The following is a 14,801-nucleotide window of genomic DNA, read 5'->3' as shown; positions in this document are numbered from 1 at the left end:
GCCCCCGCTCGGGGCCGCGCCGCGGCTCTCCGGCGCCCCCCCCCTCGTGGGGGTGGGCGGTGGGGGGGGGGTCGGCCGGGGGGGCCGCGGCACGGGGGCGGGCGCCCCCTCGGGGTCTGACGCTGGGCTTCGTGGGTGGAGGAAGAAGCGCCTCGACTACTTCTTCTTCTTGTCCTTGCCGCCGCCGAGCGGCAGCGCGGCCAGGCCGCCGATGATCACGAAGAGCGCGATCGGGAGCAGCACGTACAGACCGAGGGTCTCGGCGACGCTCAGGCCGCTACCCGGGTCGTCGCCGTCGTCCCGGGTGAGGGCCATGGCGGGCGACGACAGCAGCATCATCAGCGTGACCGTTGCGGTGACCGCGCCGGCTCGCAAAGCGTTCCTCTTGTCCACGGTGCCAACTTACCCGTCACTTACGCCGGGCCGCTCGGCGGGGTCGGCCTTTCGGGAGCGGGCCCGGCGGCGGTGCCCGGCCGGACGCCCACGGAGCGCAGCAGCTCGGCGAGGGTGCGGACGTCCGGGGCCGCGGCCAGGGTGTCCAGGGTGACCGGCGTGCCCGAGCCGTCGGCGATCGGCAGGCGCCAGTTCGGGTACTGGTCCCAGGTGCCGGGGAGGTTCTGCGGACGCGGGTCGCCGACCACGTCCGGCAGCCAGACGCCGACCAGCCCGGCCGGGGTGGCGGCCAGGAAGCGGTGCAGCGCGACGGCCGACAGCGGCTCGTCCGCGCCCAGCAGGCCCAGCCGGACCAGCTCGGCGCGCCAGTCGGCCAGCTCGGCGGCGGCCTGCGCCTGCTCCTCGCCCAGCGGGCGGGCCAGCAGGCCCAGCCGGTGGCGCAGCTCCACGTGCTCGCCGGAGAGCCGGGCGGCGGTGGACGGCAGGTCGTGGGTGGTCAGGGTGGCGAGGCTGCCCGCCCGCCACCGCTCCGGCGGCAGGATCCCGCCGCCGGCCTGCCAGTCCCGCTCGAACCAGAGCACCGAGGTGCCGAGCACCCCGCGCGCCGCCAGCTCCTCGCGGACCCCGGGCTCGACGGTGCCGAGGTCCTCGCCGACCACCGCGGCGCCGGCCCGGTGCGCCTCCAGGGCGAGCACGGCGAGCATCGCCTCCGCGTCGTAGCGGACGTACACGCCCTCGGTCGGGGCGTGCCCGGCCGGCACCCACCAGAGCCGGAACAGGCCCATCACGTGGTCGATCCGCAGCGCGCCGGCGTGCCGGGCGGCGGAGCGGATCAGCTCGGCGAAGGGCGCGTAGCCGGCGGCGGCCAGCGCGTCCGGGCGCCAGGGCGGCAGGCCCCAGTCCTGGCCGTGCGCGTTGAAGGCGTCCGGGGGCGCGCCGACCGAGATTCCGGCGGCGAGCACGTCCTGGAGCGCCCAGGCGTCGGCGCCGTCCGGGTGGACGCCGACCGCGAGGTCGTGCACCAGGCCGACCGGCATCCCGGCGGTGCGGGCGGCCTGCTGGGCGCGGCCGAGCTGGCGGTCGGTCTGCCAGGCCAGCCAGCGGTGGAGGTCGACCCGGTCGGCGAGCTCGGCGGCCTCGTGCCGCACGTGCGGGGAGTCGGGGCGGCGCAGGCCCTTCGGCCAGCGGTGGTGGTCGGCGCCGTGGCGCTCGGCGAGGGCGTTCCACACCGCGTACCGCTCCAGCCACTCGCCCTCACGGGCCCGGTAGGCCTCGAACGCGGCGGTGCGGACGGCGCCGTGCCGGGCCGCGTGCCGCCGGTGCTCGGCGTGCAGCAGCTCCAGGGCGCGGCGCTTGAGGGCCCAGACCTCGTCGCGGTCGATGAGGCCGTCGTGCTCCAGCACCTCGGCGCGCAGCCGGGCGGCGCGGACCAGCAGCGCGTCCGCCTCGGCGCGGGGCCCGCCGGTCAGGTAGGCGTACTCGGGGACCTCCTCGACCCGCAGGTGGACGGGGTCGGCGAAGCGGCGGGAGGAGGGGCGGTAGGGGGACGGGTCGGAGGGGACGGCGGGCAGGGCGGCGTGCAGCGGGTTGATCTGGAGGAATCCGGCGCCCAGCGAGCCCGCCCAGGTGGCGAGGTCGGCGAGGTCGGCGAGGTCGCCCATGCCCCAGGAGCGGTCGGAGAGGACGGAGTAGAGCTGGGTGAGGAAGCCCCAGCCGCGGCCGGGGAGGGCGGGCAGGCGGGCGGGGGCGACGATCAGGTGGGCGGTGGCGGCGGTGCGGCCGGGGAGCTCGGCGTGCAGGGTGTGCCGGCCGGGCGGGAGGTCGTCGGGCAGCCAGTGGGCGTGGCCGCGCGGGAGCTCCCAGCGGCCGCCCTGCTCCAGGGCGACGGCGAGCCGGGTGTCGGCGGGGAGGTCGAGCGCGGTGCGGCGGCCGGCCCGGGCCACGACGGTCGGGGGCAGCAGCCGGGCGCGCTGGTCGGCCCGGTGCCGGGCGAGCGCCGCGCGGGCGGCGTCGGGGGTGGCCGCGTCCACGCCGAGCGCGGCGAGGACGGCGACCAGCGTGCGGGCGCCGGCCGGCACGCCCCCGGGGCCGTTGCGGGTGTCCACTCCGTGGGCCTGCGCCAGTGCCACCAGCTCGGGCGGGGGCGGCGGCGCGTCCTGCACCGGCACGTCCGGTCCGTCGGCTCCGTCACGGTCGAGATAAGCGGCCACTCGCGGCTCCTGCGATGTCTCGGCAACGCCCAGTCAGGACAGCCACAGTCCTACCCGGATGACGGCCCGGTGACCCGGCGCGACACACACGGCCGATGGGGTGGGAGGGGCGGGAGCGGGGCGTTCCGGAGCCGGGACGGGCGCATGAAGGGAGCCTTAAGTCCTGGTCAAATCGGACAATATCGGCATACCCGTCGACGGCGTTGACACCGGGAAACGTAGCTGGTGGGCTGTGCCGCGATGTGGTTCCGGCCTGGCGAGGAGGCTCCTGTGCAAGCCCGAGTGTCCGAGGTGGCCGGCCGGCGGTTCCGCCAGCAGCTGGAGCACAGTCCGGCGCTGCGCGAGGTGCTCCAGCACCCGGCGGCCCTCGCGGCGCGGCGGGCCACGGCGCGGACCTGCCGTCAGCTCGCGCCGCGCACGGCGGACCGGCTGATCGCGGACCTCAAGGGCACCGAACCGCTGCTGCGCTCCGTCCGGACCGAGCGCGAGCTGGCCGCCCGGCCCGGGGCGCCGAGCCGGCGCACCCTCCAGGTGGCGGCCACCCTGTCGGCGGCGGCCGTGGTCGGCGGACTGCTGGTGAGCGGCCCGGCCGCGTACGCGCGGACGCCCGGGTTCACGCCCGGGCCGGACGTGGTGAGCACCGCGAACGGCGCCCCGCAGACCCCGCTCGGCAGTGTGAGCGACCCACAGGTCTTCCCCCGCCCGCAGGAGCGGACCGTGGCCGGCAAGCCGGTCACGGTGCCGGGCACCGTCACCCTGGTCGTCGCGCCGAAGGCGGACCACGGCGCGGTCGCCGCGGTGCACGAGGTCCTCGGCATCGCCGGGGCGGCCACCGTGAACCCGCTGTCGGAGCCCCCCGCGCCGGTCGCCGGCTCGCTGGTGGTCTACGTCGGCGGCCCCGCCGAGGGCGCGGGCGGCGCGACCGACCGGGTCCTGCGCGAGCTGGCCGTCGCGGCCGGCGGCAAGGACACCGCGGCCCCGGGCACGGCCGGCATGCCCGCCGGCGGCTACGTCCTGGCGGCCGGTCAGCTGCCGGTGGCCGGCGGCGGCAGCTACGGCGCGGTCGTGCTGGCCGGCGCCGACGCGGCCGGCACCTTCTACGCGGCCCAGTCGCTGCGCCAGCTGCTGGCCGCCGTCCCGGCCGAGCAGGGCCAGGGGCCGGGCGCGGCGGGCCTCGGCCTGCCCGGGATCGCCCTGCGCGACTGGCCGTCCGGCGCCCCGGTGCGCGGCACCGCCGAGGCGTTCTACGGCACCCCGTGGACCCAGCAGCAGCGGCTGGACCAGCTGGACTTCCTCGGCCGCTCCAAGCAGAACCTCTACCTCTACGCCCCGGGCGACGACCCGTACCGCACGGCCCGCTGGCGGGACGCCTACCCGGAGGCGAAGGCCGACGACCTGCGCGCGCTGGCCGCCCGGGCCGGGCGCAACCACGTCACGCTCGGCTACGCGATCGACCCCGGCCAGTCGTTCTGCTACAGCTCGGGCAAGGACGCGGACGCCCTGGTCACCAAGCTCGACGGGCTGCGCAGGCTCGGCTTCACCGCGTTCCAGCTGCAGTTCCTGGACGTCTCCTACGACGAGTGGCACTGCTCCGACGACCGGGCCAAGTACGGCACCGGCCCGGCCGCCGCCGCCAAGGCGCAGGCCGAGCTGGCGGCCAAGGTGCAGGACCGGCTGGTCGCGAGGAACCCGGGCCTGGCGCCGCTGTCGGTCGTCCCCACCGAGTACCACCAGCAGGGCGCCACCCCGTACCGGACGGCACTGGCCGCCGCGCTGCCGCCGGCCGTGCAGGTGGCCTGGAGCGGGGTCGGGGTGATCCCGGAGCGGATCACCGGCACCCAGGTCGGCGACACCGCGGACCTCTACCGGCACCCGCTGGTCACCATGGACAACTACCCGGTCAACGACGCCACCCCGGACCGGCTCTTCCTGGGCGCCTACACCGGCCGCGACAACGAGGTGGCGACGCGTTCGGCCGTCATGCTGACCGGCGCGATGCAGCAGCCGGTCGCCTCCCGGATCGCGCTCGCCACGGCCGGGGACTTCGCCTGGAACCCGGGCGGCTACAAGCCGGAGGACTCCTGGCGGGCGGCGCTGCGCTCGCTGGCCGGCCCGACCGGCGCGACGGCGACGCCCACCGGGGAGACCCTGCCGGCGGTCACCGCGCTGGCTGGCAACAGCGTGTCCTCGCCGCTGGCCAAGCAGGAGTCCGGCTATCTGCTGCCGCTGCTGGACCGCTTCTGGGCGACCGCCGAGCCGACCTCGGGCGCCGCGCCCGACCTGGCGAAGCTGATCGAGGCGGCCGCCCCGCTGCGGGAGGCGTTCACCGCGATGGCGGGGGCCCAGCAGGCCCTGGCCGCCGCCCCGGCGACCGCCGGGCTGGCCGCGGAGGCGGCGCCCTGGCTGGCGCCGCTGCGCGACTACGGGCTCGGCGGGAAGGCCGCCCTGGACATGCTGCTGGCGCAGCGCGGCGGGGACGGCGGGGCCGCCTGGAAGGCCCGGGTGGAGCTGAACAAGCTGCGCGAGCAGCTCGGCCAGAGCCCGGCGACGGTCGGCGCGGGCGTGCTCGGCCCGTTCCTGGAGCGGGCGCTGCGGGCCGCCGACACCTGGGCCGGTGTGCAGGGCGGCGGCATCACCCCGACCACCACGATGGGCACCGCGCACGACCACCTGCCGGCGCTGATGGCCGACGGCGTCGCCGACACCTTCTACTGGAGCTCGGCGCCGCCGCAGGCGGGCGACTCGGTCGGCCTGGAGCTCGGCGACGGGCGCCCGGTCGGCAGTGTGACCGTGCTGATGGGCTCCTGGGGCACCGGCCCGGACGGCCAGAGCGCGCTCGACGACTACATCCGCGAGGGCGTGCTGGAGTACTCCACCGGCGAGGGCGGCTGGAAGCGGCTGGCCACGGTGAAGAACCAGAAGTCGGTCTCCGCGCAGCTGCCCGCCGGGACGGTCGTCCGGGCGGTCCGGCTGCGGGCCACGGCCGCGCAGAAGACCGCGGTCGCGGTGCGCGAGTTCTCGGTGACCGCGCCGGACGAGCTGCCGGCCAGCGTCTCCGGCGGCCCGGCCGCGCTGCCCGGCTCCTCGGCCGCCGCGGTGCTGGACGGCAACCCGGACACCGCCTACCGGGCGGCCACCGCGCCGACCGCCTCGGACGAGCCGCTCACCGTCGAGCTGGGCGCCGCCCGGCCGCTGGACCGCCTCACGGTCCTGACCGATCCGGGCGTACGGGCCTCGGCCACCGTCTCGGTGCGGCACCAGGACGGCTCCTGGGCGGAGATCGGCACCGTGCAGCCGGGCTGGAACGAGCTGTCGGCCGGCGGCCTGCCCGCCGACGCGTTCCGGCTGGCCTGGAAGCCGGGCGGGGAGCCCCCCGTGGTCAACCAGGTGATCCCCTGGTACGCGGACGCCCCGGCGGCCCGGCTGAGCCTGGCCGACCCCTCGGTGGACGCGGTGATCGGGGAGGCCGCGCCGGCGCAGGCCCGGGCGATCGTCGAGGCCGGGCGGCCGGAGGGCGTCACCGGGGAGCTGCGCACCGAGGTGCCGGCGGTCGCCAAGGGGCTGACCGTGGCGCCGGTGACCGGGGTGAGCGTGCCGCGCGGCGGCCGGGTCGGGGTGCCGCTGCTGGTCACCGCCGGACCGGAGACGCCGTCCGGGACGTACCAGGTGCCGGTGGTGTTCGCGGCCGGGCCGACCACCGTGCGCCAGGTGCTCCAGGTGCACGTGGTGCCGCCGACCGGCGGGCCCGACCTGGCGATCACCGCGCAGGCCACCTCCTCGGCCGACGAGACGCCGGGCTTCCCGGCCTCGGCGGTCGCCGACCAGGACCCGAAGAGCCGCTGGTCCTCCCCGGCGGCCGACGACGCCTGGGTCCAGCTGGAGCTGCCGGAGGCCACCCACCTGGGCTCGGCGGTGCTGCACTGGCAGGCCGCGTACGCCTCGTCGTACCGGATCCAGACCTCGGCGGACGGCCGTTCCTGGACCACCGTCGCGACGGTGGAGAACGGCGCGGGCGGCAACGAGACGGTGCGGTTCGACGCGCCGGGCGCGAAGTTCCTGCGGATGCAGGGCGTGGCCCGGGCCACCAAGTACGGCTACTCGCTCTGGGGCGTCGAGCTGTACGCCGCCACCCCGGCGGCCGGGACGGCGACGCCGCCGGCGCAGCCCCCGGCCGGGACGCCCGGCGGGACCCCGGCGGGCACGCCGGGCGGTGGCACGCAGTCGGGCGGCCAGGCCGCCGGACCGGGGCCGAGCGCGCCGCCGGCCGTGCCGACGCCCTCGGGCACCCCGGCCGCCCCTACACCGAACCCCGGCGGCACCCCCGCGAGGTCGCAGGAGAAGCCCTGACCGGCTCCGGACGGCGGGCCGCCGCGCTCCCCGACCGAGGGGGTGCGCGGCGGCCCATGAGGCGTACCGGGAGATATGACGGGCAAGCCCTTGTGGTGCGGGATCAGGCGGAGAGCGGCTCTGGCTGCTCGCCGCGGCGGGCGGGTGCGGGGTGGGCCGGGTGGGCGGAGTGCGCCCGCCCGAGCGGCACCGGGTGGGCGGTGTCGGTATGGTCGTGGTGCTCGTACTCGCCCCACTGCGGGGCGCGGAGTTGGTCACCGCCGCCGTACGGCTCCAGGTAGGGCCGCCAGCGCGGGTCCTTGATGCCGGTGCCGATGATCCGCCAGGCCAGGCCGGAGGGCGGCGCGGGTGGTCGCTTCATCCGCCAGCCGAGTTCGGTGAGGTGGCGGTCGGCCTTGGTGTGGTTGCAGCGGCGGCAGGCCGCCACCACGTTGTCCCACCGGTGCTGGCCTCCCCGGCTGCGCGGGATGACGTGGTCGACGCTGGTGGCGGCGGCCCCGCAGTAGACGCAACGGCCGTGGTCGCGGGCGAACAGCGCCCGGCGGGTGAGCGGGACGGGCCCGCAGAACGGGACCCGGACGAAGCGGGTCAGTCGGACGACGGACGGCGCCGGAAGGGCGCTGGTGGCGCTGTGCAGAGTGACACCCGAGTCCTCGAGGCTGACCGCCTTGTGGTTGAGGACGAGGATGAGTGCGCGGCGCATCGATACGACGCCGAGTGGCTCGTACGACGCGTTGAGGACCAGGACATGCGGCACGGATGCCTCCTTGGACGCCTGCGGCGCGTGGCTCGCGCCGGGACGAGCGGTTGGATCGCGCAACGGGTGCGTGATCTCCCCCAGTGTCGCCTTACGCCTTCGTACGGCGCCACCACTCCTGTGTAACGGACCTGACGTGAACTCCGGGTGTGGCTTCTGTCATACCCGGTATGCCCGGGGGAAGCGCGGGTTGCACGCGGGTGCCCCGGCGGGGTACCGCTGGGCCGGTCGGAGCAGTGCGAACAGCGGCGCTCAGGAGTGCGGACAGGGCGTTCGCGCGGATCCGCGCGCCCTCCGGACGGCCGATCGGCGTGTCAGGGTGCGGGCCGGGCGGCGGTTAGGGTAGTGCGGACGGTCCGCAGGCCAGGGGCGTGTGCCCGGTGCCGGCGGGCCGTGCCACGACCCCAGCAGGAAGGTCCCGCACGTGTTCCGGTCCGGTGCCGCCGGCCTCCTCGCCGACGCGTCCGTCGCGACGCCGGCCTCGACGCCCGCCCCCTCCCCCACTCCCACGGCCCCGGAGTTGCCCGACCTGAGAATCCCGACGAGCGCGCAGGAGGTCTCCGACAGCACCCGGCAGGCCGCCGGCTGGTTCGACTCGCACTGGCAGGACTGGCTGGCGAGCGGGATACGGATCGTCTTCATCATCGTGCTGGCGCTGGTGCTGCGGGCGATGGTGCGCAAGGTGATCACCCAGCTCATCACCCGGATGATCCGCCCGGGCGAGGAGGAGGAGCCGAGCCGGCTGGGCGGGCTGCTCGCCAACACCGGGGTGGTCAACCCCGAGCGGCGCCAGCAGCGCGCGGAGGCGATCGGCTCGGTGCTGCGCAGCGTCGCGTCGTTCACCATCCTCGGCACGGCGGCGCTGATGGTGCTCTCGGCGCTCGGGATGAACCTGGCGCCGCTGCTGGCGAGCGCCGGTGTGGCCGGTGTGGCGATCGGTTTCGGCGCCCGCAACCTGGTCACCGACTTCCTCTCCGGGGTCTTCATGATCATGGAGGACCAGTACGGCGTCGGCGACGAGATCGACACCGGGGTGGCCACCGGCACGGTGCTGGAGGTCGGCCTGCGGGTGACCAAGCTGCGCGGCGCGGGCGGTGAGATCTGGTACATCCGCAACGGCGAGGTGAAGCGGATCGCCAACATGAGCCAGGGCTGGTCGACGGCCTCGGTGGACGTCCAGGTCGGCTACAAGGAGGACCTGGAGCGGGTCGAGGCGCTGATCGCGGAGACCGCCGAGGCGATGGCCAAGGAGGCGCCGTACGACGAGCTGGTCTGGGCGCCGTTCAAGATCCTCGGCGTGGAGTCGGTGGCGGCGGACTCGGTGGTGCTGCGGATCGAGGCGCGCACCGCCCCCGGCAAGTCGCTGAGCGTGGCCCGGGCGCTGCGGCAGCGGGTCAAGCGGGTGCTCGACGAGGCCGGGATCAAGGTCAAGGAGGAGCTGCCGCTCCCCGCCGCCGCGGGCACCGGCACCGGGACCACCGCCGCGATGGTGCTGACCACGGCCGCGGTCCCGGCCCCGGGCACCGACCCGGCCCCGCCGTCCGCCCTGTCCGACCCCACCTCGGCCGGCTACAAGGCCGCCACGCCGATACCGGCCCCGGTCCGACCGGCGGACGACACGACCAAGGCGCCCTGACCTCCACGCACCACCCCGGGCCCCGTCTCCGACTCACTCGGAGACGGGGCCTTCGCGTCGTCCGATAGCGAGTCGGTCAACAGGGAACGGGACGAGGCACTGGATCAGCTGGACACGCCTCACCTACCGAGGGATCGGCGGGAGATCCGTGAGGGTGCGAAGAGCGCGATCACGCGCGCGGAAACCCATGCTGATGAGGGTGACGATCTCTCCGGCGCTGAGCGGTGTCCGGCCGTGCGGCGTGAGCGCGCCGTCGAATACGACACAGTCACCCACGCCGAGATCGCATTCGAGATAGCCGTTGGCGTTGATGAACACCGTGGTGCTCACCGTGGGCGCACCGGTGACGCGAGCGTGCTTGAGGCAGAGGATCAGGTTGGCCTCACCGAAGCCGGACTCGTCGAGGTGGAAGTCGAGGAACTGTCCTTCCTCGTAGCCGATGTAGACACCGGAGTGCGGCTGCTCGACCTCCAGGCCGGTGGACCGTGCTACGACTGCGGCCAGGTCGACCTGTGCGGCGAACTGGTTCGCGGCGTCGCCGACGGGCGCGTTCCACTTGCCGTTGTGCAGGTATCCGCTGGCAGCAACGGCTTTCACGGCCTCTGCCCCCATGGCTGCGATCAGCTCGGTGGGAAACAACTGAGCAGGCAGGTGCCGCGGGTGCACGCGCTGGTGGGTGGTGAGACCTCGCACAGCGTCCCGGAGCATGGGGAGGTCCTGCGCCCACCTCGCCGGCGTCCGGGCCGTGGTGTGGGACTGGAGCCACGAGGTCCACCCGCGGCTCCACTGGCTTTGTGTCGCCGCTGCGGCGTCGCCGAGCAGCAGTTCGACCCGATCGAGTGCGGCCTGCGTGGACTCGACCAACTCGGTGCTGCCCTTGGCGGTCCGCAGCCTGAGGGCTTCCTGCAGAAGAGTCCGGGCCTCCGCGAGGTCGCCGCGTTCCATCAGGTGCTTGCCGGTGTGCTGGAGCACGAAGTCGACCAGTTCCGGGTGCCGGCTTCGCGCGGTCTTCAACGCGCTGCGGTAGAGCGCGTCTGCGGTCTGTATGTCACCGGCGTAGCGGTGCGCGTCTCCGAGGTTGAGCCCGGTGGCGACGACCGCTCCGGTGTTGCCGATCGCTGCGGCGAGGTCTAGCGACTGCCGGAGGAACGCGCGGGCGTCCTCGTGGTTGCCCAGGCACATCTGCCCAATGCCGATCCACCTGGTGAGGACGCGAGTGCGAGCGGGGTTGGACCCCTTGGGCAAGCCCCGCAGTTCCTCGTGAAGTCGGCCGACCGCGGTGGTCAGACCGTTCCGGTCGGTGGGGACCATACGCAGGCCGTCGTCCTGTGTGATGAGGTGCTGAAGCACTTGATCCTTCCCTCATTCGGTTCTGCTCAGCGTGGCATTACAGGTGGTCGGTCTGGTGGCGCAGGTCGGCCAACAGTTCCTCGCCGTGGGCGGAGAAGTGCTGACGCAGGAGTTCGAGTTCACGCATGAGGTAGCGAACGGCCGGCAGGCCCTCCTCGTAGGCGGACTGGAAGCTCGCACGCTCGTTGGGCGTCAGATCGTCGCGGTTCAGTCATATGGAGCGGTAGGAACCGACGGGGGGCATGGTCGACGAACTTGCTTGAGCTTGCTCGCATTCACCCGAGTGCGTTGATGGCTCCGGTGATGAGCGATCTTGCCTCAGAGCCGTAGACAGCGATGCCGGCCAGTTCGGAGAATGCCTGGCCGTACTCGGAGATCTCGGCCGGCTGAGTGATGGTGAGGTGGGCGGAGACAAGCTCGACGTTCACCTGCGCGTCGTCATAGACGGTGAAGGACTCGACCGGCCAGCCGGCGCCTCTGGCCGCACCGAGGGGAATCACCCCAAGGCTCACCGACGGGAGGGAACCGACGGTGATGAGATGGCCGAGCTGACCGACCAGGACGTCCGGGGTGCCGATGACAGTCCGCAGCACCCACTCCTCGATCAGGATGGCGAACCGATGGTCTCCCGTGTACAGCACATTCTGCCGCTCCATCCGCACGGCGACCGCAGCCTCAACATCATCGGGAGTGCTGCGCAACGAAACGATCGTGCTCAGCACTGCGCGCGTGTAGGCCGCTGTCTGGAGCAGGCCGGGGATGACCCACGACTGGTACATCCGGAATCGCCGCGTGCGCTCGAACAGGGGGCGTACGGACTCCTGAGCCCGCTTGAGGCCGGCGCGCTCAAAGCGACGCCACTCGACGTACATTCCCTCGATGTTCCGGACCGTCGCGATGAGGTCTGCCGCCTGATCCGGGACGCCGCAGATGGCCGTCCAGGTGCGTAGGTCCGCCTCCGAGGGCACTACCCGGCCGCTCTGGATCTTGGAACACTTCGATTCATGCCACCCAGCAGCTACGGCCAGCGCCCGTGCGCTGAGTCCGGAGTCGCGCCGGATGTCGCGCAGACGCTGGCCCAAGGACTGCTTGGCTTGCTGAACGCTGGACGACGCGGACACGGTCAGCGCAGCCGGAAGTCCTCGTGCGGGACCGCCCGTTCCCAGACGGCCTCAAACGCGGTGGCGCAGAGCTTCACCGTCCGGTGATCGGTGGCGAGCTCGTCGTCCACGAAGTCGCCGTCACCACTGAAGTGATGGACCAGGAGAACCTGGCCGTCGATCAGCCAGAAGTCGTTGCCCGGGAGCGCCAGGCCGGTCGCCTGCCGCCGGGGAAGCCACCTGACCTGCTCACCGGAGGCGACGTTCCGGAACGTGATCTCGTGCTCGAACCGGATGTACTCACTCACCGGTTCCGAGACGACCCGCGCGCGCCGTACCTCGACGCCGCGACTCGTGGTCTCCTCGATGAGCTGCAACCAGGGGCTCCACCACGAGGAGCGGTCGGAAGGGTCGTCGCGCTGCCCACTCAGCCAACGGAGGAACAGAGGGTCGTCCCGCATGTAGCCATCGCGTGTCTCCAAATGGAGAGCTGAACGGGTACAGGTCCGCAGCAGATCCTCAAGCGATGGGACTGCTACCACCGCTCACCTCCGGGAAGAACCGCATCATTCGCCTCGGGAATTCGATCACGGTCTCGTGCCCAGGAATGTCCATCTGCGCCAGACGTTCCAGGTCGAGCACCTTCCAGCCCTGGAGGATGTAGTTGCCCGTCGCGTCATCGAAGTAGACCGTCGGGGACTTGCCTTCGGGACTGTCGGGATCTTGTCCGAGCTTGTGCAGTGCCACGCTGAGCCTCCTAACAGGTCGGAGCCGATCGCTTTGAACGATCTTGCCGTGCAAGTCGCCACTCGCACCATGAACTTGCTTGAACTTGCTTGAACTGCCCTGCCGGATGTTCGAACTCTCCTTCCTGTAAAGGGAGGAGACCCGCCTCGTCGCCGCCACACCGATCCCGGCCCCGGCCCGCCCAGCCGATACCACCACCAAGGCGCCCTGAGACCTGTGCAGGTGCTCGGCCGGGACTTCCCGGCCGAGCACCTGTGTGGTCACCGGACCTGCCACGCGATGGCGGCGGCGAACTGCCGACTCGCTCTCTCACCTCAGGACACCATCGCCGCGTTGCAGAAGAAGCTGGAAGAGATCTCGTGACCACTCCGCACGACCCGTATGACCACGACCCCAAGGCCGCGCATTGGGCGATCTCGCAGTACTCCGGGGACAACAGCGGATCCTGCGTCCGTGTGGCCCACTTCGACAACGGCGATGTCTGGCTCGGCGACGACAAGCACCTCGACCGGCCTCACCTCGCTTTCCGTTCGGACGAGTGGGCCTCGTTCGTGAAGTCCATCAAGAACGGTGACCCGAACTTCCCGGCCGGCTAACCCCATCACGGGTGAACTTGAGCCCCGCCGCCCGAGCAACTCGGGCGGCGGGGCTTCGTGCTTCTCTCATGGGGACCGCCGAGGAGCCGCCGCTCCCCAGTTCGTGATGCGGGCCCTCGATGAATCGAGGGCCCGCACCGGCGATCCGCCTTCTCTCAGATCCCATGGATTCCCCTCTTCAAGGTCGTCCGGGGCGGGGTCGCCCGCCGCCCGGTAACGAGTCGGCATCCTCCGGGGGAAGGGCCATTGACACTCCGCTGACGGGGCCCGTACGGTCCTGTCCCGAGCGACTGGAAAGTTTCCTAACAGTTCGCCGCCGACGGCCGTCCCGAGGAGGAGGATCTTCGCGTGACCAGAAGCACCGCCAAGGCCCCTCTCGCCGGCACCCCCAGCCTGCTGCGCGCCATCAACGACCGCGCCGCCCTTGAACTCCTGCTGGAGAACGGACCGCTCTCCCGCACCCAGATCGGCACCCTGACCGGACTCTCCAAGCCCACCGCCTCCCAGCTGCTGGCGCGGCTGGAGGCGGCCGGGCTGGTGCTGCCGGTGGGCACCACGGCCGGCGGGCCGGGCCCCAACGCGCAGCTGTACCAGGTGAATCCGGCCGCCGGGCACGTCGCCGGACTGGACGTCACCACCAGCCACGTCCGGGTCGCGGTCGCCGACATCACCGGCTCCACGCTCGCCGAGCACGTCGTCCCCACCAAGGGCTGGGCGGCCGCCGAGACGGTGCCCCGGGTCGCCGGAGCGGTCGCCGGGGCGGTCCGCGCGGCCGGCCTCCCGGAGGGCGGCCTGCACACCGTGGTGATCGGGGTCGGCGGCGCGCCGGACCCGGTCACCGGCAAGCTGCGGTACGCCTCCCACCTGCCCGGCTGGCACGCGCCGCGGCTGGCCGAGGGCCTGGCCGCCGCGATCGGCGCGCCGGTGACGATCGAGAACGACGTGAACCTCGCCGCCGTCGCCGAGCAGTCCTCCGGCGCGGCCCGCGGGTTCGAGGACTTCGTGCTGCTCTGGGCCGGCGAGGGCATCGGCGCGGCGATCGTGATCGCCGGCCGGCTGCACCGCGGCTTCACCGGCGGCGCCGGGGAGGTCGGCTACATGCCGGTGCCCGGCGCGCCGGTGGTCAAGGACGTCCGCCGCCGCAACTCCGGCGGGTTCCAGGAGCTGGTCGGCGCCCCCGCCGTCCGGGCCCTGGCCAAGGAGCACGGGCTCGGCGCGCCGACCGCCGAGGAGTCGGTCGCCAGGGCGCTGGCCACCCCGGGCGCGGGCGACGCGTTCCTCGCCGAGCTGGCCACCCGGCTGGCCGTCGGCCTGGCCGTGATCGTCGCCGTCGTGGACCCCCGGCTCGTGGTGGTCTCCGGCGGAGTGCCGAACGCGGGCGGCGAACGGCTGCGGGCCCTGGTCGCCGAGGAGCTGGCCCGGATCGCCGCCGCCCGGCCGCAGGTGCGCGGCAGCGCGCTGACCGGCTCCCCCGTCCTGCTCGGCGCGCTGCAACGCGCGCTGGCGGCCGCCCGTGAGGCGGTCTTCTCCACACACTGACGCACCGCATCGCACCGCACCGCGCTCCCCCCGCAGCCCGACGCTCCACCGCACGCCCTGCACCCACCTCTCCCCTACCCCCGAACGCGGGACCCGAGGCAATGACGCCTGCCCGCGCAGCCCCAG

General features: G+C 73.7%; 11 protein-coding genes and 1 pseudogene. 5 read left to right on the top strand and 7 right to left on the bottom strand.

From position 1 onward, the window contains the following. Window positions 1–156: 156 nt before the first annotated feature. The gene (locus tag ACFVFS_RS15395) at window positions 157–339 is read right to left on the bottom strand and encodes a hypothetical protein (protein ID WP_380624205.1); all 183 of its coding nucleotides are present in this window, start codon (window positions 337–339) and stop codon (window positions 157–159) included. 74 nt (window positions 340–413) lie between these two features. Further along, window positions 414–2,555 (bottom strand): 4-alpha-glucanotransferase, encoded by a 2,142-nt coding sequence (gene malQ, locus ACFVFS_RS15390; RefSeq protein WP_380624209.1) that lies wholly within the window; start codon window positions 2,553–2,555, stop codon window positions 414–416. A gap of 318 nt (window positions 2,556–2,873) precedes the next feature. On the opposite strand from malQ, the gene ACFVFS_RS15385 reads away from it, so the two are divergent. Then, window positions 2,874–6,950, top strand: a complete 4,077-nt coding sequence (locus ACFVFS_RS15385; protein WP_380624203.1) for a beta-N-acetylglucosaminidase domain-containing protein — start codon at window positions 2,874–2,876, stop codon at window positions 6,948–6,950. Window positions 6,951–7,203: 253 nt separating this feature from the next. Here the strand turns inward: ACFVFS_RS15385 and ACFVFS_RS15380 are convergent. Next, window positions 7,204–7,707, bottom strand: a pseudogene (locus ACFVFS_RS15380) (HNH endonuclease); the annotation flags it as partial. 520 nt (window positions 7,708–8,227) lie between these two features. Between ACFVFS_RS15380 and ACFVFS_RS15375 the strand changes: the two are divergent. Beyond that, window positions 8,228–9,343: a mechanosensitive ion channel family protein gene (locus tag ACFVFS_RS15375; protein ID WP_380624201.1), complete on the top strand. Its 1,116-nt coding sequence runs from the start codon at window positions 8,228–8,230 to the stop codon at window positions 9,341–9,343. A gap of 123 nt (window positions 9,344–9,466) precedes the next feature. Here ACFVFS_RS15375 and ACFVFS_RS15370 read toward each other — a convergent pair whose 3' ends face one another. The 4 genes from ACFVFS_RS15370 to ACFVFS_RS15355 form a co-directional block, all read right to left on the bottom strand. Next, the gene (locus tag ACFVFS_RS15370) at window positions 9,467–10,693 is read right to left on the bottom strand and encodes a tetratricopeptide repeat protein (protein ID WP_380624199.1); all 1,227 of its coding nucleotides are present in this window, start codon (window positions 10,691–10,693) and stop codon (window positions 9,467–9,469) included. A 275-nt stretch (window positions 10,694–10,968) separates the two neighbouring features. After that, entirely contained in the window at window positions 10,969–11,820 is an 852-nt protein-coding gene (locus ACFVFS_RS15365; RefSeq protein WP_380624207.1) for a helix-turn-helix domain-containing protein, read from the bottom strand. Then, the gene (locus tag ACFVFS_RS15360) at window positions 11,817–12,335 is read right to left on the bottom strand and encodes a DUF6879 family protein (RefSeq protein ID WP_380624197.1); all 519 of its coding nucleotides are present in this window, start codon (window positions 12,333–12,335) and stop codon (window positions 11,817–11,819) included. The genes ACFVFS_RS15365 and ACFVFS_RS15360 overlap by 4 nt, the downstream gene beginning before the upstream one ends. Beyond that, window positions 12,313–12,540 carry a hypothetical protein gene (locus ACFVFS_RS15355; RefSeq protein ID WP_380624195.1) on the bottom strand — a complete coding sequence of 76 codons (228 nt, stop codon included), beginning with the start codon at window positions 12,538–12,540 and terminating at the stop codon, window positions 12,313–12,315. The genes ACFVFS_RS15360 and ACFVFS_RS15355 overlap by 23 nt, the downstream gene beginning before the upstream one ends. Before the next feature lie 216 nt (window positions 12,541–12,756). Here ACFVFS_RS15355 and ACFVFS_RS15350 point away from each other — a divergent pair, with 216 nt between their 5' ends. The 3 genes from ACFVFS_RS15350 to ACFVFS_RS15340 all read left to right on the top strand — a co-directional run bounded on the left by ACFVFS_RS15350 (window position 12,757) and on the right by ACFVFS_RS15340 (window position 14,675). Beyond that, on the top strand, window positions 12,757–12,903 hold the full coding sequence (locus ACFVFS_RS15350; protein ID WP_380624193.1) for a hypothetical protein: 147 nt from the start codon (window positions 12,757–12,759) through the stop codon (window positions 12,901–12,903). Next, complete coding sequence (locus ACFVFS_RS15345; RefSeq protein ID WP_380624191.1) at window positions 12,900–13,136, top strand: DUF397 domain-containing protein; 237 nt, start codon at window positions 12,900–12,902, stop codon at window positions 13,134–13,136. The genes ACFVFS_RS15350 and ACFVFS_RS15345 overlap by 4 nt, the downstream gene beginning before the upstream one ends. 348 nt (window positions 13,137–13,484) lie before the next feature. Then, window positions 13,485–14,675, top strand: coding sequence for an ROK family protein (locus tag ACFVFS_RS15340; RefSeq protein WP_380624189.1), 1,191 nt, complete (start codon window positions 13,485–13,487; stop codon window positions 14,673–14,675). Window positions 14,676–14,801 lie beyond the last annotated feature (126 nt).

It is taken from the genome of Kitasatospora sp. NPDC057692 (assembly GCF_042799475.1).
In the GTDB taxonomy this organism is placed as follows: domain Bacteria; phylum Actinomycetota; class Actinomycetes; order Streptomycetales; family Streptomycetaceae; genus Kitasatospora.
This window is presented reverse-complemented; position numbering and strand designations above follow the sequence as displayed.